The sequence below is a fragment of the Streptomyces sp. NPDC059851 genome, assembly GCF_042732005.1.
Taxonomy (GTDB): domain Bacteria; phylum Actinomycetota; class Actinomycetes; order Streptomycetales; family Streptomycetaceae; genus Streptomyces.
In genome coordinates this window covers 50,668-65,426 of record NZ_JBHWJJ010000037.1, presented here as the reverse complement: position 1 = coordinate 65,426, position 14,759 = coordinate 50,668, and the positions used below count along the sequence as shown (strand labels likewise).

Annotated in this window: 12 protein-coding genes and 1 riboswitch; of the genes, 1 reads left to right on the top strand and 11 read right to left on the bottom strand. The window is 73.3% G+C overall.

The genetic code is table 11. From position 1 onward, the window contains the following. The 3 genes from ACFV7Q_RS15820 to ACFV7Q_RS15810 all read right to left on the bottom strand — a co-directional run. A partial coding sequence (locus ACFV7Q_RS15820; protein ID WP_385428699.1) for an MBL fold metallo-hydrolase occupies positions 1–1,219 on the bottom strand: 1,219 nt, incomplete at its 3' end. 275 nt (positions 1,220–1,494) lie between these two features. Continuing rightward, positions 1,495–2,283, bottom strand: a complete 789-nt coding sequence (locus tag ACFV7Q_RS15815; RefSeq protein WP_385428697.1) for an SGNH/GDSL hydrolase family protein — start codon at positions 2,281–2,283, stop codon at positions 1,495–1,497. A gap of 180 nt (positions 2,284–2,463) precedes the next feature. Continuing rightward, positions 2,464–3,480 (bottom strand): peptidoglycan DD-metalloendopeptidase family protein, encoded by a 1,017-nt coding sequence (locus ACFV7Q_RS15810; RefSeq protein ID WP_385428696.1) that lies wholly within the window; start codon positions 3,478–3,480, stop codon positions 2,464–2,466. Positions 3,481–3,484: 4 nt separating this feature from the next. Further along, positions 3,485–3,687, bottom strand: a riboswitch (cyclic di-AMP (ydaO/yuaA leader). Between the two features lie 311 nt (positions 3,688–3,998). Between ACFV7Q_RS15810 and ACFV7Q_RS15805 the strand changes: the two genes are divergently transcribed. Continuing rightward, positions 3,999–4,817: a tyrosine-protein phosphatase gene (locus ACFV7Q_RS15805; protein ID WP_385428694.1), complete on the top strand. Its 819-nt coding sequence runs from the start codon at positions 3,999–4,001 to the stop codon at positions 4,815–4,817. A gap of 40 nt (positions 4,818–4,857) precedes the next feature. On the opposite strand, the gene ACFV7Q_RS15800 is transcribed toward ACFV7Q_RS15805, so the two are convergent. From ACFV7Q_RS15800 to hpnC, 8 genes are all read right to left on the bottom strand, one after another. Then, a complete protein-coding gene (locus ACFV7Q_RS15800) occupies positions 4,858–6,243 on the bottom strand; it encodes an aspartate aminotransferase family protein (RefSeq protein ID WP_385428708.1) in 1,386 nt (461 codons plus the stop codon). A gap of 5 nt (positions 6,244–6,248) precedes the next feature. Next, positions 6,249–7,280: an adenosyl-hopene transferase HpnH gene (hpnH, locus tag ACFV7Q_RS15795; protein WP_385428692.1), complete on the bottom strand. Its 1,032-nt coding sequence runs from the start codon at positions 7,278–7,280 to the stop codon at positions 6,249–6,251. Between the two features lie 5 nt (positions 7,281–7,285). Further along, on the bottom strand, positions 7,286–7,951 hold the full coding sequence (locus ACFV7Q_RS15790; RefSeq protein WP_385428690.1) for a 1-hydroxy-2-methyl-2-butenyl 4-diphosphate reductase: 666 nt from the start codon (positions 7,949–7,951) through the stop codon (positions 7,286–7,288). After that, the gene (gene shc / locus ACFV7Q_RS15785; RefSeq protein ID WP_385428689.1) at positions 7,951–10,047 is read right to left on the bottom strand and encodes a squalene--hopene cyclase; all 2,097 of its coding nucleotides are present in this window, start codon (positions 10,045–10,047) and stop codon (positions 7,951–7,953) included. The genes ACFV7Q_RS15790 and shc overlap by 1 nt, the downstream gene beginning before the upstream one ends. A gap of 132 nt (positions 10,048–10,179) precedes the next feature. After that, positions 10,180–11,283 (bottom strand): polyprenyl synthetase family protein, encoded by a 1,104-nt coding sequence (locus ACFV7Q_RS15780; protein ID WP_385428706.1) that lies wholly within the window; start codon positions 11,281–11,283, stop codon positions 10,180–10,182. A 50-nt stretch (positions 11,284–11,333) separates the two neighbouring features. Then, positions 11,334–12,713: a hydroxysqualene dehydroxylase HpnE gene (gene hpnE, locus ACFV7Q_RS15775; RefSeq protein WP_385428687.1), complete on the bottom strand. Its 1,380-nt coding sequence runs from the start codon at positions 12,711–12,713 to the stop codon at positions 11,334–11,336. Continuing rightward, positions 12,710–13,669, bottom strand: coding sequence for a presqualene diphosphate synthase HpnD (hpnD, locus tag ACFV7Q_RS15770; RefSeq protein ID WP_385428685.1), 960 nt, complete (start codon positions 13,667–13,669; stop codon positions 12,710–12,712). Before hpnD ends, hpnE begins: the two co-directional genes overlap by 4 nt. Next, positions 13,666–14,604 carry a squalene synthase HpnC gene (hpnC, locus tag ACFV7Q_RS15765; protein ID WP_385428683.1) on the bottom strand — a complete coding sequence of 313 codons (939 nt, stop codon included), beginning with the start codon at positions 14,602–14,604 and terminating at the stop codon, positions 13,666–13,668. Before hpnC ends, hpnD begins: the two co-directional genes overlap by 4 nt. Positions 14,605–14,759 lie beyond the last annotated feature (155 nt).

The following is a 14,759-nucleotide window of genomic DNA, read 5'->3' as shown; positions in this document are numbered from 1 at the left end:
CGTCCGCCCCGGCCGCCCCGGCCGTCGCGGCCGCCCCGGCCGTCGCGGCCGCCCCGGCCGTCGCGGCCGCCCCGGCCGTCGCGGCCGTCGCGGGCTGCCGCCACGGCCGGTCCATCGGGCGGGCCACCGGGCGCCACCACGGGTCGGTGGGGAGGACGCCGCCCGGCTCGAACGGCTCGCCCGGCCGGGGAACGGCCACGGGCTGCTCCGCTTCCGCCGCGGCGTCCAGGGTCCACTCGCCCGGCTCCGCCCAGGGGTGGAACGCGAGGTTGAAGGTCCCCCAGTGGATCGGCAGCAGCACCCCGTGCGGCGTGGACCCCTGAAGGTCGAGGTGGGCGCGGACGCCCTCCTCGGGGGTCATGTGGATGTCCGGCCAGTACTCGGAATAGGCCCCGATCTGGATCATGGTCGCGTCGAAGGGGCCGTGCTCGGCGCCGATGTCCTGGAACCCGGGGAAGTAGCCGGTGTCACCGCTGTGGAAGATCCGGTGCTCGGCACCGGCAACGACCCAGGAGGCCCACAGGGTGTGCTGCTCGTTGCGCAGCCCGCGCCCGCAGAAGTGGCGGGCCGGCGTGGCGGTCAGCGACAGCCCGGCGATCTCGGTGGACTCGTTCCAGTCGAGCTCGCGCAGCCGGTCCGCGGGGACTCCCCAGTGCTCCAGGTGCGCGCCGACGCCGAGCGGGACGGCGAAGACCGTGTCGGTGCCGGCCAGCTGTTTGATGGTCGGCAGGTCGAGGTGGTCGTAGTGGTCGTGGGAGATCACGATGGCGTCGACCGGCCCCAGGGCGGCCAACGGCACCGGCACCGGGTGCAGTCGCTTGGGCCCGGCGAAGGGGAAGGGGGAGCAGCGCTCACCCCACACCGGGTCGAAGAGGACGCGGCGTCCGTCGATCTCTGCGAGGACGCTCGAATGCCCCATCCAGGTCAGGCGCAGCCCGCTGACCGGCGGCTTCGCCAGGTCGGCGAAGGTCGTCGGGTGGACGGGGACGGACGCGGCGGGGCTGCGGCGGATCCGCTGCTCCTTGTGGAAGTAGACCTTGGCGAATTCCACCAGGGAGCCGGAGGGCCTGGTCCGGGCGCCGATCGGGTTCCGGAAGGAGCCGTCGACGAAGTTCGGCGAGCGCCGGATCCGCTCCAGCCGTGCGCCGGACGGATCCGCGCCGAAGGCTTCGGGGCGCAGGGCGCGCAGCCGGGGACGCAGGGGACGGGAGCCGGTCAAGGCGCCTCCTGGGAGGGTGGGGCGGGCGGGCGCAGGCCGTGGCTGGAGGGAGGTCTGCTTCCTACTGGTCTACCACCATCCCAACGCAGGGCCGCCCCGGAGGATTCCGGGGACGCGCTCGCGCCACCCCAGCAGCAGCCCCGGCACCCCAAGGGCAGCCAGCCGCCCCGAGGCAGCCCCGCCGCCGCCCGGAGGCAACCCGGCCACCGCCCGGAGGCAGCCCCGCCGTCCCCCGCTGCGGCCCCGGACGTCGCCCCGAACCAGCCCCCGTCGGCCTACAGCGGCAGCAGGTCCGGCCGCTTCGCTTCCACGTGGTCCCCCGAGGACTCCCCGCGCAGCCGGCGGCCGATCCACGGCACCAGGTACTCCCGGGCCCACTGGATGTTGTCGCGGGTCACGTCCACCGAGCCGCGCGGCTGCTGCGGGGGCCACGGCTGGTCGGGGTCGGCCGGCACCGCGAGCCCCAGCACCTGTGCGGCGCGCAGGGCGACACGGGTGTGCCCCTCGGGCGAGAGGTGCAACCGGTCGTCGTCCCAAGCGCGGCGGTCCTGTACGGACTTCAGCGACCAGAGGTCGAGGACCGGACAGTCGTACCGGTCGGCGATGGCGCGCACGTGCGCGCTGTACGTGGCGACCTTGCCGCGCAGGTGCTTGAGGACGGGCACGCCGCGGGTGTCGAAGCCGGTGGTGATCATGACCTGACCGCAGGAGGCGGTGAGGTCGGCGACGGCGGCCTCGAACCGCTCGGCAACGGCGTCCGGGTCGCTGCCGGGCCGGATGATGTCGTTGCCCCCCGCGCAGAAGGTCACCAGGTCGGGGGCGAGTTCCTTGGCCCTCGGGACCTGTTCGGACACGATCTGGTCGAGGAGCCGTCCACGCACCGCGAGGTTCGCGTAGCGGAATTCGCCCTCCGGCCGCTGGTCCGCGAGGAGAACGGCCAGCCGGTCCGCCCACCCGAGGAAGTTCTCGCCGGGCCCCGGGTCCCCCACACCCTCGGTGAAGCTGTCCCCGAGTGCCGCGTACGAGCCGATGGTCCGGTGCGTCGTTTCTGTCGTCTCTGTCATCGTCGTCGCTGCCACGGGACCATATCCTTCACCGCGGGACGTGACCTACGCCACCGTAGGAAGGGGTTGACGGACCGTGATCTGTACCACCCGGTCGGTACGGCATGACAGCGCGTGAGGCCGGGGCCCTCGGGTCCCGGCCTCACGCGGGTCCGCCGCACGCGGCGGCGGTGCGAACCGTCAGATGGTCACGCCCTTGGAGCGCAGGTAGGCGATCGGGTCGATGTCCGAACCGTACGAGGGGCCGGTGCGGACCTCGAAGTGCAGGTGCGGACCGGTGGAGTTGCCGGTGGAGCCGGACAGGCCGATGGTCTGGCCGCCGCTGACGCTCTGGCCGACCGAGACGGAGAGCTGGGAGAGGTGGGCGTACTGGGAGTACTTGCCGTCCTCGTGCCGGATGACGACCTCGTTGCCGTACGAGCCGCCCCAGCCGGCGGAGACGACGGTGCCGGCGCCGACCGCCTTGACGGTGGTGCCGGAGCTCGCGATGAAGTCGACGCCCGTGTGGTAGCCGCTGGACCACATGGCGCCGGCGGTCCGGTAGTGGGTGGAGACGCCGCCGGGTACGGGGGCGGTGAAGCCGGCCGCGGTGGCCGCGCCAGCGGCGGAGGCGGTGGTGGTGGTGTCGGCGGCGGCCGCGCTCTTCTTGGCGGGCGCGGGCGCGGGCGCAGGGGCGGCGGGCGCGGGCGCGGCGGTGCGCGGGGAACCGGTGGCCGCGGCCTTCTCCTTCTCCTTCGGCTTCGGCTTCGGCTTCGGCGCCGGGGCGGGCCGCTCGGCCGGAGCCTGGTCGGGGGCCGCCTCGCCCCGGGCGCCGAGGGCCAGCTTCAGCCCGGGGTGGATCAGGGAGGGGTTGTCGCCGACGGCGTCGCGGTTGTCGGCGTAGAGCCGCTGCCAGCCGCCGGGGACGTCGTGGTCGGCCGCGATGACGGAGAGGCAGTCGCCCGTCCGGACCGTGTAGAGGGACGGAGCGGCGCCGACGGCAGCGGTGGCCGCGGTGGCCGCGGTCTGGACGGCCGCCGGGGCCTGCGGGGCCGCGGCGGGCACCGCGGCGGGGGCCGGGGCGGGCGCCGCATGGGCGCCGGTGGCACCGATCAGCGGCAGGGCCAGGGCCGCCCCACCGGTGCCGGCGACGGCGACGACGAAACCGCGGACTGCGGCGGGGGACTTCGGGCGGCGGTGCTTACCCTTTGCCGGCATGGCGAATTCCTCTCCGGCGCCTGCGGGGTGAGCTGTCGGGTTCGGATGGGAGATGTCCGGCCGTCCGTGGACGTGCAACGCGGACGTGCACGTGAAGGGAACGGAGCACGTACGGCTTCACCCCTAGCTGCTCCGGAGTGGAACTCCGGAGCAGCGGCCTACCTGGTTCCCCCGCTCCTGCCGCGCGAGTTTGGTCGAGTGCGGTTACCGGACGGCGGCAGGATTAGGCGGTCCATCCGGATCGGTCGCGAACGTAATCGAGCGGGACGTCACGGAACAAGCCATGAATTTCCTGACGGATTCACAGGGACGGGAGTTCTTCGGAATTCCGGTCACCCTGCGTCCATTCCCCACCGCCAACGGCCTTTCCGGCCGGGCCATTCGACTCGGGCGATCAGGCACTCACGGTCACCGTATGATCTGGCTCACGGGGCTGCTCCCGATCTCGCCCCCGGCACCGGCAAGTTGGACCCAAGCGACGCAATTCGGACACTCAATAACGATGCGGAGGATTACCCGTGACCCAGTCGATATCCCCCAGATCGCCGGGAGTCCCACCCGCCGAGCCCGAACTGTCCGGTGTGCGCAACTTCCGGGACGTGGGCGGCCTGCCGACCACGGACGGGCGGAGGGTCAAGACGGGACGACTCTTCCGAAGCGGACATCTCGCACATGCCACCGAAACCGATACAGAATTCCTGATATCACTCGGACTGCGCACCGTCTTCGACTTCCGCAACGCGGCCGACCAAGCGCTGGAAGGTCCCGACGTCGAGCTGCCCGGGGTGCGCAACGTCAACATCCCGCTGTCCGACCCGGCCGCCGGCAAGGAATTCTGGACCATGGTCCGCGACGGGAACGTGGAGCAGCTCCGCGGAATCCTCGGCGACGGAAAAGCATCCGCCCGGATGGTGAACTCGTACCGGACGATGATCGTGGACCGCACCGCCGAACACGGCCGGGTCCTGCACGCCCTCGCCGAGGACGGCCTCCCGGCACTCATGCACTGCGCGGCGGGCAAGGACCGGGCCGGCCTGTCGATCGCCGTGACCCTGCTCGCACTGGGCGTGGAGCGCGAGGCCATCGTGGCGGACTACCTGGAGTCCAATGCCCCGCACCGTCGCTACCGGGTCCGTCGCGGCAGCGACGCACCCGAGGCCCGCTCCCCCGAGGTGATGGAGTTGCTCGCCCCGCTCTTCGACGCCCGCGTCGCGTACCTGACCGCGGCCTTCGACACCATCGACGAGCACTGGGGCGGTGCCGACCGCTACCTCGCCGAGGGCCTCGGCCTCACGGCCGGGACCCTCGACCGGCTGCGCGAGCGGCTGCTCGACTAGGCCGACCTCGCGGGCAGCGGGCAGCGCGGCGGGCGGGCTGTCAGCCGCCTGTGACGGCCTGCTTGACCAGGGTCCGACCGAAGTCCCACAGCAGCCCGCCGCCGGCGTGCGCCTCGTCCATGACCGCACGGAAGGCGCCGACGAACCGGTCGACGTCCGCCTCGTCCACGATCAGCGGCGGAATCAGTTTGATGACCTCCAGGCGGTCGCCGGACACCTGCGTCAGGATCCGGTGCCGCTGGAGCAGCGGCACCACCACCATCTGCGCGAACAACCCCTTGCGGGCTGCCTGGAGCGCGGCCCACCGACTGCGCAGCCGCAGCGAGGACGGCCGGCCGAACTCGATGCCGATCATGAGGCCGCGGCCCCGGACCTCGTGCAGCAGCTCGTACCGGTCGACGAGCGCCGCGAGGCGCCCGCGCAGCAGGTCGCCCATCGCCCGGGCGTTCGCGACGACCGCCTCGTCGTCCATGACGGAGAGCACCGCCAGCCCGGCAGCCATCGCCTGGGCGTTGGAGCCGAAGCTGGCGGAGTGCACCAGCACCCGGTCCATGGACGAGTAGACCTTCTTGAAGATCCAGTCCCGGCCCAGGGTGGCGCCGACCGGGACGTAGCCGCCGGACAGCGCCTTGGCCACGCACACCAGGTCCGGCTCCACACCCGGCTCGTGCTGGTACGCGTAGAAATCGCCGGTCCGTCCGAGGCCGGTCTGCACCTCGTCGGCGATCAGCAGTGCCTTGTGCCGGCGCAGCAGCCCCTGCGCGGCCGGCAGGAAGCCGGGCGGGGCGGCGTGCACGCCCTTGCCCTGGATCGGTTCGACGACGAAGGCGGCGACGTCGCCGCGCTCCAGCTCCCGCTCCAGTGCGGCCAGGTCCCCGAGCGCGATCCGGGTGTCGGGGAGCAGCGGCGCGAAGCCGTCCCGGAAGCCGGCCTCCCCGTTCACCGAGAGCGAGCCGGTGGTCAGCCCGTGGAAGGCGTGGTCGCAGTAGAGGATCCTGGGCCGCCCGGTGGCGTACCGGGCGAACTTCAGGGCGGTCTCCACGGCTTCGGTGCCGCTGTTGCCGAAGAAGACGCGGTCCAGGTGCGGGCTGTACGACAGCAGCTTCTCGGCCAGCAGCCCGGGCAGCGGCTGGCAGTCGAAGCGGGTCAGGTCGGCGAGCTGCGCGTCGAGGACGTCGTGCAGGGCCCGGCGGACGACGGGGTGGTGGCGGCCCAGGCCCATCACCCCGAACCCGGCCAGCATGTCCAGGTAGTCGTTGCCCTCGGCGTCCCAGAAGTGGGCGCCCTCGGCCCGCTCGTAGACCTTGTCGAAGCCGATGGTGTGCAGCATGCGCGGCAGCTGCGGGTTCAGGTGCCGGGCGTGCAGCTCGTACCGCTCCGCACCGCGCTCGGCGAGCAGGGCCTTCAGGTCGAAGCTTCCGGACACGGTGGTCACGCCGATCCGCCCCGGCTGCCGCTGATGGTGTCCCGGGCCGCGCGCAGGGACTCCTTGAGGGAGCCCATGGTGGCGAGGACGGCGGTGGGCTCGTAGCCGCAGTGAGCCATGCAGTTCGCGCAGCGCGGGTCCTTCCCGCGACCGTACCTGCTCCAGTCGGTCTCCTCGATGAGCTCGCGGTACGTCGTCACGTACCCGTCGCTCATCAGGTAGCAGGGGCGCTGCCAGCCGAAGAGGGAGTAATTCGGAATGGCCCAGGCGGTGCACGGGAAATCGGCCTTGCCCTCCAGGAAGTCCAGGAAGAGCGGGGAGTGGTTGAGTCGCCAACGGCGCCGGTTGCCGCCCGCGAAGGCCTTCCGGAAGAGCTCCCGGGTCTGTTCGACGCCCAGGAAGTGCTCCTGGTCGGGTGCCTTTTCGTAGGCGTAGGCGGGCGAGATCATCATTTCGTCGACCTTCAGGTCGTCATTCAGGTAGTTGAGCACCTCGACGACGGTCTGTGGGGTGTCGGTGTTGAAGAACGTGGAGTTCGTTGTCACCCGGAATCCGCGCTCCTTGGCCTCCTTGATGGCGGCCACCGCCTCGTCGAAGACGCCTTCCTTGGCCACCGATTCGTCGTGGCGTTCGCGCAGCCCGTCGATGTGCACGGCGAAGGCGAAATAGGGCGAAGGGGTGAACTTCCCGATCTTCTTGCGCAGCAGCAGGGCGTTGGTGCACAGGAAAACGTACTTCCGCCGGGCCACCAGCTGGCGGACGATCTCGTCGATCTGCGGGTGCATCAGGGGCTCGCCGCCCGCGATGGACACCATGGGGGCGCCGGACTCCAGGACGGCGCCGACCGCCTGGGCCACCGGCATGCGCTGCTTGAGCACACCGGCGGGGTGCTGGATCTTCCCGCAGCCCTCACAGGCCAGGTTGCAGGCGTAGAGCGGCTCCAGCTCGACGATCAGGGGGAACTTCTCGCGCTTGCGGAGCTTCTGTTCGAGCAGATAGGTCCCGACCCTGATGGACTGTCGCAGCGGCATGGCCATCTGACTCACCTCCTGGGGAGCGGCAAAGAACGGTGCCAGTCATAGAACGCGGGCAGTACGGCGCGCAGGACGCGGAAGGCCGATATTCCACCGCGGACCGTGCCGATGCGGACGAGCTCGTGCTCCGGGGCGTCCACGACCACCCGGACGGCGGCAACCGGACGGTGCGCGCCCGGCGGGGCGCCGCGGGCGGCGGTCCACAGGGTGGCGGCCGATTCCATGTCGACGCCGATGGCGCCGGTGGCGCGCAGCCGGGTGCGTTCGTGGCCCCGTACGACGCGGTCGGATCCGGTCAGTGCGCCGGTGTGCACGGTCCGGCCGGGGGCGGCCCGGGCCAGTGCCGCGGCGAGCAGGGACGTTCCCGCACAGACGATGGTGCCGCGCGGGTCGCGGGTCTCCTCGGCGACGACCAGGTCGCCGGGGTTCATGCCGGGGACCAGCCCGGCGCAGAACCCGGTGGCGAGGACGGCTGCGCGCGCCAGCTCCGGTGCGGCGAGGGCGCGGGCGACGGCCCGTTCTGCGGCGCGCGGCCCCATGCCGGTGCGCAGGACCGTGTAACCGAGGGGGGCTCCGCGGTCGCCGCTGCTACGCAGGGCCGCCTGCTCGATGTGGAGGGCACAGGCGACCAGCAGCGGCCGCGGGCCGGGGCCGCCGGGACGGGCGGCGGCCATCAGGGCGTCCCGGCCGCGAGGGGTTCCCCGTACAGGTAGCGGCCGAGCGCGGTGAGCGGGAAGACCTGCCGGTACAGGTGGTAGTTGATGGAAAAGTCCCAGGGGAACCCGGTGCCCGTGAAGTACGGCTCGTCCCAGGAGCCGTCCGCCAGTTGGGTCCCGGTCAGGTAGGCGATGCCCCGTTCGACGGCCTTGCCGTGGCGCTCCCCCGCCGCGAGCAGGGCCATCAGTGCCCATGCGGTCTGTGAGGCTGTGGAGGGGCCGCGTCCCGCCCAGGTCGTCGGGTCCCGGTAGGAGCGCTGGTCCTCGCCCCAGCCCCCGTCGTCGTTCTGTACGGATTCCAGCCAGGCCACGGCCCGTCGGACCGCCGGGTGGGCGGGGGCGATGCCCGCCGCGACCAGTGCCGGCACCACCGACCCCGTCCCGTATACGTAGTTGGTGCCCCAGCGGCCGAACCAGCTTCCGTTCGGCTCCTGTTCGGCGAGGAGCCAGGCGGTGCCGCGCAGGGTCCGCGGGTCGGCGGCCCGGCCCTCGGCGGCGAGCATCTCGACCACGTGTGCGGTGACGTCGGCCGAGGGCGGGTCCACGACCTCGCCGAAGTCGCAGAACGGCAACCGGTTGGGCAGGGGGCTGGTGTTGTCGGCGTCGAAGGCGGCCCAGGCGCCGTTCCCCGACTGCATGCCGAGGGTCCAGGACACGGCCCGGGCGATGGCTGCCTCGGCCCGGGCCGGGTCGGGGTGCCTGACCCGGCGCAGTGCGAGGACGACCTCGGCGGTGTCGTCGATGTCGGGGTAGGTGTCGTTGTGGAACTCGAACGCCCAGCCGCCGGGGGCGAGTCCGGGCCGGCGCACCGCCCAGTCGCCGGTCCGGGTGATCTCCTCGTCCAGCATCCAGTCGGCCGCCTTCACCAGGGCCGGGTGGTCGGGCGCCAGCCCCGCGTCGGCGAGGGCGATGACGGCGAGGCAGGTGTCCCAGACCGGGGACTGGCAGGCCTCGACCATCCGGACGGGCCCGGGGTCGCCGGCCCGGCCGTCGGGACCGGGAGCGGGGGCGTTGTCCTCGCGCCAGACGGCGAACCGGTCCAGGGATTCCAGGCCGGCCCGCATCACGGGGTGCCCCAGGTCGTAGCCGAGCAGGTGCAGAGCGATGAGGGAGTACACGGCGGGCGGCTGGATCCCGCCCCAGCAGCCGTCGTTCTCCTGCCGTTCGATGATCCAGCGGGCGGCGGCGGCGACGGCCGCGTTGCGGAGCGGGCGGGGCGCGAACCGGCGGTAGACGTGCAGGACCTTGTCCATGCGCTGGAAGAGCCCGTCCCAGGTGCCGAGCGGGGCGAGCCTGCGGGCGGGGACGGGCGTGCGGGCGTCGGTGTGCAGCTCGTCCAGGGCGAAGGGGGCGGGGCGGACGGGGCGGTGCGCGCAGACCACGGTCAGCGGGACGATGGTCTGGCGGGCCCAGCAGCCGAAGTCGTAGATGTTCAGCGGCATCCAGGGCGGCAGGAAGACCAGCTCGGGCGGGAGTTCGGGGAGGTGGTCCCAGCTCCACCAGCCGAAGAGGGCGAGCCAGATCCGGGTGAAGACGCGGGCCCGGGCGATTCCGCCGTGGGCGCGGATCCAGGCCGAGGCGCGGGCCATGTGCGGCGCGTCGGGCGCGTCACCGGCCAGGCGCAGCGCGACGTACGCCTCGACGGTGGCGGAGAGTTCGGACGGTCCGCCGTGGAAGGTGGCCCAGGTGCCGTCGGAGCGCTGTTCGCCGCGGATGTGCCGGGCGGCGGCCCTGGTGGTGGCCTCGTCCCGGATGCCGAGGAACTGGCGCAGCAGCAGGTCCTCGGCGTCCATGGTGACGTTGGTCTCCAGGTCGCCCTTCCACCAGCCGGCCGGGTCCTGCCGCTGCAGCAGGTGCCGCGTGGCGCGCTCGACGGCCTCGCGGACGGCGGGCGGGGCCGCAGCCGCTCCCCCGGTCGCGGCTCCGACCTCGGCGGGGGCGGCGGGGGCGCCGACCTCCGCGGGGGCGGCGACCTGGGCTACGGCGGCCGCGGCAGTGGCGGTGTCATCCGGATCGGCGCCGCGGGGACCGGCACCGTCGGTCGTCGCTGTCATGGCTTCCCCTTAACGTGCAGTGGCCTGTGCTTCTGCTTGCTGGGGTCTGCCGTCGGCCGGCGCTACGGGCTGGTGGCGCCGGCCGGCGACTCGCGCGTCATATCCGTACCCGGGTGACGAGGATGGTGGTGATCACCTCTTGCGTACGACGACGAAGTCGGCGAGGGCGACGAGCTGTTCGCGCACCTGCTGGGGCATGTCGATGTCGTCGAGGGCGCGGACGGCGATGGCGTGCTGGCGGCGCGCCTCCTCGGCGGTCCACGCCCGGCCGCCCGCCTCCTCGATGAGGGCGGCGCGGGCCGCGAACTCCTCCTCCGAGAAGTTCTCGAAGTCGTTGCTCTTGGCGTCGGCGGCGAGCAGCTCGCGGAGCTCTTCGGCGGCGGGTCCACCCGCCGCGAGGGCGGCGACGACCGGCAGCGACTTCTTGCGCTGGCGCAGGTCGCTCCAGGTCTGCTTGCCGGTGGACTCCGGGTCGCCCCAGATGCCGAGGAGGTCGTCGACGGCCTGGAAGGCGAGGCCGAGGTGGTAGCCGTACTCCTCCAGCTTGTCGGCCGTGCGGTCGTCGGCGCCGCCGAGGACGGCGCCGATGGAGATCGCGCAGGCGAGCAGGGCGCCGGTCTTGTTGCCCTCCATCTCCAGGCACTCTTCGACGCTGACGCTCTCGCGGTGCTCGTAGGAGATGTCCTGGGCCTGGCCGTCGATGAGCTTGCGGCTGGCGGTGGTCAGGCGGCGGGTGGCGCGGCCCGCCTCGACGGTACCGAGCTCCAGGAGCACCTCGTTGGCGAGGGCGAAGAGCGCGTCGCCGACGAGGATGGCCTGGGCGGGGCCGTGGACCTTCCACACCGTGTCGCGGTGGCGGCGCTGCTCGTCGCCGTCCATCAGGTCGTCGTGCAGCAGCGAGAAGTTGTGGACGAGTTCGACGGCGACCGCGCCGGGGATGCCCACCTCGGCGGGGGCCCCGGCGGCCTCGGCGGACAGCAGTGCGAGGGCGGGGCGGACGGCCTTGCCGCCGTCGCCGTCCGCGGGGTTGCCCTGGGCGTCGATCCAGCCGAAGTGGTAGGCGGCGACGGTGTCCATCGGCGCCGCGAGCCGCTCCACCGCGGCGCGCAGTGCAGGGGTGGACAGGGTGCGGCCGCGGTCGAGGAGGGCGAGGGTGTCCGCGACCTCCGTCCGTGCCGCTCCGGCCGCTCTGCTACCGGCTTCCGTGTTCTCGACGGCCGGGTTCCCCGGGTTCACTGGCTCTCCTCTGTTCTCCGTGGGCGCTGTGCCGGTGGTGCTGGTGATCGTCATGCCGCCTCCTGCAGGGGGTGGGCCCGGTGGCGGCCGAGCGCGGCGAGCGCGGCGTGTGCTGCGCTCATACCGCTCCGGACGGCACTCTCCATGGTCGCGGGCCAGCCGGTGGCGGTCCACGCACCGGCGAGATAGAGACCCGGCGTGTCGGTGCACGCCCCGGGGCGCAGCCGGCCGACGCCGGGGGTGGGGGCGAACGTGGCGGTGCGCTCCCGGGTGACGAAGAAGTCGCGTACCTTGGCGCCGCGTGCGGCGGGCAGCAGCCGCTCCAGTTCGGGCAGGTACTTCCGGCGCAGGACGGTCACGGGCTCGTCGATGTCGTTCTGGGCGGCCGACTGCGACAGGGCCAGGTACTGGCCGCCGTCGGGCAGCCCGGAGGATTCCGTGCGGTCGAAGACCCACTGGACGGGGGTGCCGAGCGCCGCGAAGAAGGGGCGGCGCAGGACGGTGCGGTCGTAGACGACGTGGACGTTGAGGATGGGCGCGGTGCCGATGTCCAGGAGCTTGTCCGGGTCGGCGAGCGCGCCGGGCGGGAGCAGCCCGTGGGCCTCGCGCTGCGGGACGGCGAGTACGACGGTGTCGGCGTCGAGGGTCTCGGTCTCGGTGGCGACCCGCCAGTTGCCGTCCTGCGTGCGGGAGACGGAGGTGACCCGGGTGCGCAGTGCGGTCCGGACGCCGGCGGCGTCGAGCGCCGTGCGGGCGAGCGTGTGGTGCAGGTCGCCGAGGGGGACCCGGGCCCAGCCGATGTCGGCGGCGCCGTTCTCGGAGAGCAGGCCGGTCTTGAAGACCATGGCGGCGAGTCCGAGCGAGGACTGTTCGGCGGTGGCGTTGAGCGTGGCGATGCCGACGAGGTCCCACAGGGCCTCGACGGTGCGCGGGCTCTGGCCGTGGCGGCCGAGCCAGGTCGCGAAGTCGAGCCCGTCGAGGGCCGGGTCGGCGGGGTCGAGGCTGCGCAGGGCGAGGGCGGCGCGGCCGACGGCCGCCCGTTCGGCGAGCGAGAGGTGCGGGTAGCGGGCCAGTGATCCGGCCAGGTGCAGGGGGACGGGCAGCGCGCTGCGGCGCAGCCGGCCCAGGCGGGGGCCGCGGGGGTGGCCGACGTCGAGCACGGGGACGTCGAGCCGGTCCTGCAGCGGGGCGAGGGCGGCGCCGTCGATGCGGTCGAGGAACCACCGGTAGGCGGTGCAGCAGCGCAGGTAGACGTGCTGGCCGTTGTCGACGGTGAGGTCGCCGCGCTTGAAGGAGAAGGCCAGGCCGCCGAGTCGGGGGCGGCCCTCCAGGAGGGTGACGCGCAGCCCCGCGTCGGCGAGTTCCAGGGCAGTGGTGACGCCGGCGAGGCCACCGCCGACGACCACGGCGTGGTGCGCGGTGGCGGTCACGCGGGCCTCCTGCTGCGCTGCCGCGAGACGGTCCGGGCGTCGAGGCCGGACAGGCCGCGCACGGCGACGTACGCCTTCTCGTGCGGGGGCAGGGAGACCCGGCCGCGGAGCACCGCCTCGGGTTCGCGTTCGATGCGGTCGAGGAGGCGGCGGTAGATGCCGGCCATGGCCGCGACGCAGGCACCGCTGCGCCGGTCCAGCATCGGCAGCAGCCGGTAGCCCTCGGCGAACAGGGCCCGGGCGCGCCGCACTTCGTGGTGGACGAGGCCGGCGAAGTCGGCTCCGGCGGGGAGCCGGCCGTCGGCGAAGCCCTCGTCGCAGCCGAACTTGGCGAGGTCCTCGGTGGGCAGGTAGGTCCGCCCGTTGCCGGCGTCCTCGCGGACGTCCCGCAGGATGTTGGTGAGCTGGAGGGCGAGGCCGAGGGTGTCGGCGTGGTCGCTCGCGCGCTCGGCGCCGGCCGCGCCGGCCGCCGTGCCGAAGACGCCGAGGGAGAGCCGTCCGATGGCCCCGGCGACGCAGCGGCAGTAGACCTCCAGGTCCTCCCAGGTCTCGTAGGTCTCGCCGCGGACGTCCATCAGCACGCCGTCGATGAGCTCGTCGAGGCCGCCGAGCGGGATGGGGAAGCGGCGCGCGGCGTGGGTGAGTGCGACGGCGACGGGGTCGGTGTCGTCCTCGTCGACCCGTCCGGCGCGGATCCGGCCGAGCAGGGTCCGGGTCTCCTCCAGCCGGGCGAGTTTGGCCTCGGCCGGGAGCGTGCCGTCGCCGATGTCGTCGACGCGCCGGGAGAAGGCGTACAGGGCGGACATGGCCTGGCGCTTGTCGGTGGGCAGCAGCCGGATGCCGTACGCGAAGTTGCGCGCCTGCGCGCCGGTGACGGCCTCGCAGTAGCTGTAGGCCGCCAGGACCGGAGCGGTCGGCGCGGTCGTGTGTGCGGAACCCTCCACGGTCGGGCTCACCCCTTTCTCGGCGCGGTGCGCAGGACGGCGGCCACCTCGCGGAGCAGGCCGCTCCGGGTGGGCCGCGGCGGGCCGGGGAGTACGTCGAACCCGGCGTCGGTGACGGCGCGCAGGGCGGCGCGGCCACCGCCGACGAAGCCGGCGAGCAGCAGCCGCAGCCGGCCGTGGACGCTGCCCACGAGCGGGGTGCCCCCGTCCAGGAGGTCCCCGGCGCGGGCGGCTTGGTAGGCGATGAGGGAGCGTACGGAGGCGCCGGCGGTGGGTGCCTTGAGGTCGGCTTCGGACACGTGGAAGCGGCGCAGGTCCTCGGCGGGGAGGTAGATCCGGTTGCGTTCGAGGTCCTCGGCGACGTCCTGGACGTGTTCGACGATCTGCAGGGCGGTGCAGATGGCGTCGGAGCGGCGGATCCGCTCGGGGGTGGCGGTGCCGGTGAGGGCGAGGACGAGGCGGCCCACGGGGTTGGCGGAGAGTTCGCAGTAGGCGAGCAGGTCGCCGTACGTCTCGTAGCGGCTGACGTGCTGGTCCTGGCGGTTGGCGGCGATGAGGCCGAGGAACGGCTCGGGGGTGAGGCCGTGGGCGCGGACCACCGGCTGGAGGGCCTGGAGGAGGGGATGGCGGGGGGCGCCGTCGGCGGAGCCGAAGACGCGCTTGAGGTCGGCCTCGAACGCGTCGAGCACGGCGAGCCGGTCGTCGGCCGCGGCGGGATCGAGGCCGAGGAGGACGGCGTCGCCGCCGCCGGGGGCGAGGTCGCCGTCGCCGATGTCGTCGACGAGGCGGGCGTAGCCGTAGACCGCCATCAGCCCGTCGCGCCAGGCGCGGGGCAGGAAGGCGGGGGCGACGGGGAAGTTCTCCGTCCGGGCCTTGCCGAGGGTGGCGCGCGCGTGGGCGTCGGGGGCCGGGGTCTGCCGGGGGCGGATGCCGTGCGCCGGGGTCACCGCCCGCCGCCCGCGGCGCGGACGGCCGTAATGCCTGGGGGCCGGAGAATTCCCGTAGCCATTGCCGTCACATCTCCCGTTCTACACTGCCGACGCAATACATCCTATTTCGGACACGCCGCCGGACTTTCCCCGGGCCGTCCCAGGCCTTTCAC